The organism is Saccharomonospora halophila 8 (genome assembly GCF_000383775.1).
Taxonomy (GTDB): domain Bacteria; phylum Actinomycetota; class Actinomycetes; order Mycobacteriales; family Pseudonocardiaceae; genus Saccharomonospora; species Saccharomonospora halophila.
Window position 1 is genome coordinate 68,734 of the sequence record NZ_KB912503.1, and the last position, 4,897, is coordinate 73,630.

Genomic DNA, 4,897 nt, shown 5'->3' on the forward strand with positions numbered 1-4,897 from the left:
ACCGCGCCGCGGGCCGGTCCTGAGCCGGGACGGGGCGCACCGTGCTGACCGTCGTCCTCGCGGTGGCGGCGGCGCTGGCGAACGCGCTGGCCTCCGTTCTGCAGCGCAAGGGTGCCCGCCGGGAACCGGGGGAGAGGTCGCTGTCGGTGCGCATGGTGTGGGACCTGGCGCACCAGGCTCCCTGGCTGGCGGGCGCGGGATTCATGCTCGCCGGGTTCGTGCTGCAGGTCGCCGCGCTGAGCACCGGGCCGATCTCGATGGTGCAGCCGATCCTCGCGGCCGAACTCGGGCTCGTGCTGGTGCTGTCGAACTTCCTGCTGCACGCGCGGCTGCACCGCCGGGAGTGGACCACGGTGCTGGGTGTGAACACCGGGATTGTCCTGCTGCTCGTGGGGCTGCGCCCGACCGGCGGCAGTCCCCGCGCGGTGACCGGCCCGACCTGGCTGCTCGGCTGCGCGGTCACGGTCGTCGTGCTCGTCGCGCTGGTCGTGGTGGCCCGCCGGCACCGGTACGCCGTCCGCGCGGCCTATCTCGGCGTGGCCTCCGGTATGTCGTTCGGGTTCCTCGCCGTGCTGGTGGCCGGGGTCACCGGCACGTTCTCCGGCGGTGTCGCGGCCGTGCTCGGCGCGTGGCAGACGTGGGCGGTGCTGGTGGCCGGACCCGCCGCGTTCGTCCTGCTGCAGATCACGCTCCGGGCGGGCAGCCTCGTCGCCTCCCAGCCGGGTCTGATCCTCGCCAACCCGGTCGTTGGCATCGGCTGGGGGATCGCCGTGTTCGGGGAGGAGGTGCGGGCCGGCGGCTGGGTCGTGGCCCAGCTCGCCGGCTTCGTCCTGCTGACCTGCTGCACGTTCCTGCTGACCCGTGCACCCTCCCTGCACGGTGCGGCGGGCGCCTACGAGGAGAGCGACACCCCCGGTTCCGACACCCCCGGTTCCGACACCCCGGGTTCCGACACCCCCGGCCCCGATCCGCCCGAACCCGGCACCGACGATCCCGGACCCGGGCGCAGCCGGTCGAGCCACTGACCGAGGCCGGCCCCGGACAGTGCCGAGACCGGCAGCAGTGTCGCGTCCGGGTTCACCCGCCGCAGGTGCCGGGCGAAGTGGTCGGTGTCGAAGTCCAGGTACGGCACGAGGTCCAGCTTGGTCAGCACCACGACGTCGGCCGCGCGGAACATCTGGGGATACTTCAGCGGCTTGTCCTCGCCCTCGGTCGTCGAGGCGAGCACCACCCGCTCCCGCTGCCCCAGGTCGAACAGCGCCGGGCACACCAGGTTGCCGACGTTCTCGACGAACACCACCGCACCTCGCGGAGGGTCCAGTTCCTGGAGCGCACGGGCGAACATGTCGGCGTCCAGATGGCACCCCGACCCGGTGTTCACCTGCACCGTGCGGCATCCCGCCTCGCGCAGCCGGTCGGCGTCGAGCGAGCCCGCCTGGTCCCCTTCCACGACCGCGAGCGGGACCTCTCCGGCCAGCGCGCCGACCGTGGCCGCGAGCAGTGTCGTCTTGCCCGAACCCGGAGCGCTCATCACGTTGACCGCCCGGATCGCCCGCTCCGCCAGCCACTCCCGGTTGGCCGCGGCGAGGGCGTCGTTGCGGGCCAGCACGTCCCGCTCGACCTCCACCGTCTCGCGCAGCCCCGGGCCGGGGTCCGGGGTCGAGCCCCCGTCGGACCCGGCCGCCGGTACGGCCCCGTCACACCCGCATGTTCCGCACATCGCGTGCCACCTCCACGTCCCGTATCCGTAGTTGTTCCCCGGCGGTCACCTCGACGTCGGGGCATCCGCAGGGGCAGCGGGCGACGAACGAGTCGAGATCCGTCTCCGCCGCGCACACGCGGCAGCGTCCGCGACCGGCGACCCGCTCGACGACCAGCTCCGCGTCCTGAACCGCCGTCTCCCGGGCGGCGAGGTCGAAGCAGAAGCGGAGCGCGTCCACCTCCACCCCGGACAGCGCGCCGATCTCCAGACGCACGGACAGCACCCTGTCGCCGCCCGTGTGGTCCAGGACGGCCCCGACCACGCTCTGCGCGATCGACAACTCGTGCATCGGCCGCCGCACCCCCGCTTCGTCCGTTGTCTCTCGTCCTGGTCCGTGCTGCCGGGCCCGGTCCGGCCCGGGCGTGTTCAGCAGATGCGTGGCAGCGGATCACCGACGAGCAGGTCGGCGATCCGGGTCCCGCCGAAGGCGGTGTTCAGCAGCACCGTGCCCGGTGGGTCCGCCCCGATCCGGCCGATCACGGTCGCCTCCGCCCCGAGCGGATCGGCCCGCAGCGCGGCGACGGCCGCCTCGGCGTAGGCGTCCGCGACCACCGCGACGAACCGGCCCTCACAGGCCACGTACAGCGGGTCGATGCCGAGCAGTTCGCAGGCGCCGCGTACCTCGTCGCGCACGGGGACCGCGCCCTCGTCGAGCACGACCGACACGTCGGCCGCGCGCGCGACCTCGTTGAGCACCGTCGCCACACCGCCCCGCGTCGCGTCCCGCATGGCCCGCACGCCGGGCACCTCCAGCAGCCGGGCGCACAGCCCGTGTACCGGCGCGGTGTCGGATGTCAGCCGGTCGGGCTCGATGTCCAGCTCGCCGCGGGCCAGCAACACCGTGATGCCGTGGTCGCCGACCGGGCCGGAGACGATCACCGCGTCGCCGGGGCGCGCGGTGTGGATGCCGAGGGCACGGTCGGGTGGGAGGAAACCGACGCCGGTGGTGTTGATGTAGCAGCCGTCGCCGCTGCCCTTGCCGACCACCTTGGTGTCCCCGGTGACGAGCTGCACGTTCGCGGTCCGGGCCGCCCGGGTCATCGACTCGACGATCCGGCGCAGGTCCGCGACCGGGAATCCTTCCTCCAGGATGAACCCGCAGGAGAGGTAGCCCGGGGTGGCACCGGAGACGGCGAGGTCGTTGACCGTGCCGTTCACCGCGAGGTCCCCGATGTCCCCACCGGGGAAGAACAGTGGCGACACGACGAACGAGTCCGTCGTCATCGCCAGCCGGGTGCCGCCGAGCACCACGTCGGCGGCGTCACCGAGCGGTTCCAGCACGGCGTTGCGGAACGAGTCCAGGAACACCGCCTCGACCAGCGTCTGGCTCGCCTTGCCCCCGGCACCGTGCGCGGCGGTGATCCGTTCCTCCCGCATCTTCGGCTTGCGCCTGCGGGCCTTGTCGATGCGGTCCAGTACCTCGTCCTCGGTCCTCATCCCCGGCCCCCCGTGTTCGCCGTTGCCGTGGTCGCCGGTGCCGTCGCGGACGCGGTCGCCGTGGCGTCCCGGATCCGCTCCCGGGTGAACCGGCCGAAGTTGTAGTAGGCCGCGCAGGCGCCCTCCGGCGAGACCATGCAGGTGCCGATCGGCGTCTCCGGGGTGCATGCGGTGCCGAACACCTTGCACTCCCACGGCTTCAGCACACCCTTGAGCACCTCGCCGCACTGGCACGCCTTCGGGTCGGCCACCCGCACGCCCGGCAGGTCGAAGATCCGCTCGGCGTCGAACCGGGCGTAGTCGTCCCGCAGCCGCATCGCCGAGTGCGAGATGAACCCCAGCCCGCGCCACTCGAAGTACGGCCGCAGCCGCATCGTGCGGTTGATCGCCTCCAGCGCCACCGGGTTGCCCTGCCACGGCACCACGCGCGAGTACTGGTTCTCCACCGCGCACCGGCCCTCGGCGAGCTGGAGCATCAGGTGATGCACCGACTGCAACAGGTCCAACGGTTCGAACCCGGCGACCACCAGCGGCTTGCCGTACTCGGCGGCGATGAACTCGTACGGCCGGCAACCGATCACCGTGGAGACGTGGCCCGGCCCGAGGAACCCGTCCAGCCGCAGGTCGGGGGAGTCCAGGATCGCCTTGATGCCGGGGACGATGGTGACGTGGTTGCAGAACACGGAGAAGTTGTCGAGGCCCTCCTCCTCGGCGCGCAGCAGGGTCATCGCGGTCGACGGGGCCGTGGTCTCGAAGCCGATCGCCATGAACACCACGTGTTTGTCCGGGTTCTGCCGCGCGATCTTCAGCGAGTCGAGCGGGGAGTACACCATGCGGATGTCGGTGCCCTCGGCGTTCGAGTCGAAGAAGGTGTTGTCGCTGCCCGGCACCCGCATCATGTCGCCGAACGAGGTCATGATGACGTCCGGCCGGGACGCGATGTGGATGGCGTCGTCGACCCGGCCCATCGGGATGACGCACACCGGACAGCCCGGGCCGTGCACCAGCGACACCTGCTCGGGCAGGTGGTCGGCGATGCCGTGCTTGTAGATCGTGTGCGTGTGCCCGCCGCACACCTCCATGAACTGGTACTCGCGACCCGGTTCGCACAGTTCCGCGATCCGGGCGCCCAGCGCCCGCGCCGTGTCCGCGTCGCGGTACTCGTCGACAAATCGCATGCTCGCCGCCCTCACTCGATCATCGATTGACTCAGTGCGTCGATCTCGTCGGTGTAGGCCTGCCCGAGCTCTTCGAGATAGCGCGACACCGCCGCGGCCTCTTCCTCGTCGATTTTGGACAGTGCGAAACCGACGTGGATGAGAACCCAGTCACCCGGACGCGGTGGGTCGGCCTCCAGAAGCCCCACGTTGATCGCCCGGCGCACACCGCTGACGTTCACCCGCGCCAGGTCGGGACGATCCGGGAGGATCTCGACGATCTCACCCGGAATGCCGAGACACATCGGCACCACCTCTCTCCACGGCGATGTCGACGAGTTCGACCACCCGCCACACCGCGTCCTCCACTGCCGCTTCCACGAGCTCGGAGAGCCCGATCCCCTCCGTCACGTCCTGTGGCTCGCAGCCCACGACGAGCACCCGGCCCGGGGTGCCGCCCAACGTCCGCAGCAGCGCCAGCACCGAGGCCGGGTCCATGCCGTGCGCGTCGGGAACGGCCGCGGCGTCCGGGCCGGGCCCG

Annotated in this window: 5 protein-coding genes and 2 pseudogenes; 1 reads left to right on the forward strand and 6 read right to left on the reverse strand. The window is 71.8% G+C overall.

Annotated elements, in window-relative coordinates; all coding sequences use genetic code 11:
* Nucleotides 1-62: 62 nt before the first annotated feature.
* A pseudogene (locus SACHA_RS24970) lies at nucleotides 63-803 on the forward strand (DMT family transporter); the annotation flags it as partial.
* 89 nt (nucleotides 804-892) lie between these two features.
* Here the strand turns inward: SACHA_RS24970 and hypB are convergent.
* The 6 genes and pseudogenes from hypB to SACHA_RS23700 form a co-directional block, all read right to left on the reverse strand.
* A complete protein-coding gene (gene hypB / locus SACHA_RS23695) occupies nucleotides 893-1,720 on the reverse strand; it encodes a hydrogenase nickel incorporation protein HypB (RefSeq protein WP_083935784.1) in 828 nt (275 codons plus the stop codon).
* Nucleotides 1,698-2,051: a hydrogenase maturation nickel metallochaperone HypA/HybF gene (locus SACHA_RS0105575; protein ID WP_028662918.1), complete on the reverse strand. Its 354-nt coding sequence runs from the start codon at nucleotides 2,049-2,051 to the stop codon at nucleotides 1,698-1,700. Before SACHA_RS0105575 ends, hypB begins: the two co-directional genes overlap by 23 nt.
* Before the next feature lie 77 nt (nucleotides 2,052-2,128).
* On the reverse strand, nucleotides 2,129-3,199 hold the full coding sequence (gene hypE / locus SACHA_RS0105580) for a hydrogenase expression/formation protein HypE (protein WP_019807834.1): 1,071 nt from the start codon (nucleotides 3,197-3,199) through the stop codon (nucleotides 2,129-2,131).
* On the reverse strand, nucleotides 3,196-4,377 hold the full coding sequence (gene hypD / locus SACHA_RS0105585) for a hydrogenase formation protein HypD (RefSeq protein ID WP_019807835.1): 1,182 nt from the start codon (nucleotides 4,375-4,377) through the stop codon (nucleotides 3,196-3,198). Before hypD ends, hypE begins: the two co-directional genes overlap by 4 nt.
* Nucleotides 4,378-4,388: 11 nt before the next feature.
* The gene (locus tag SACHA_RS0105590) at nucleotides 4,389-4,661 is read right to left on the reverse strand and encodes a HypC/HybG/HupF family hydrogenase formation chaperone (protein ID WP_007024162.1); all 273 of its coding nucleotides are present in this window, start codon (nucleotides 4,659-4,661) and stop codon (nucleotides 4,389-4,391) included.
* Nucleotides 4,639-4,897: pseudogene (locus tag SACHA_RS23700) on the reverse strand (hydrogenase maturation protease); the annotation flags it as partial. The pseudogene SACHA_RS23700 and the gene SACHA_RS0105590, both read right to left, overlap by 23 nt.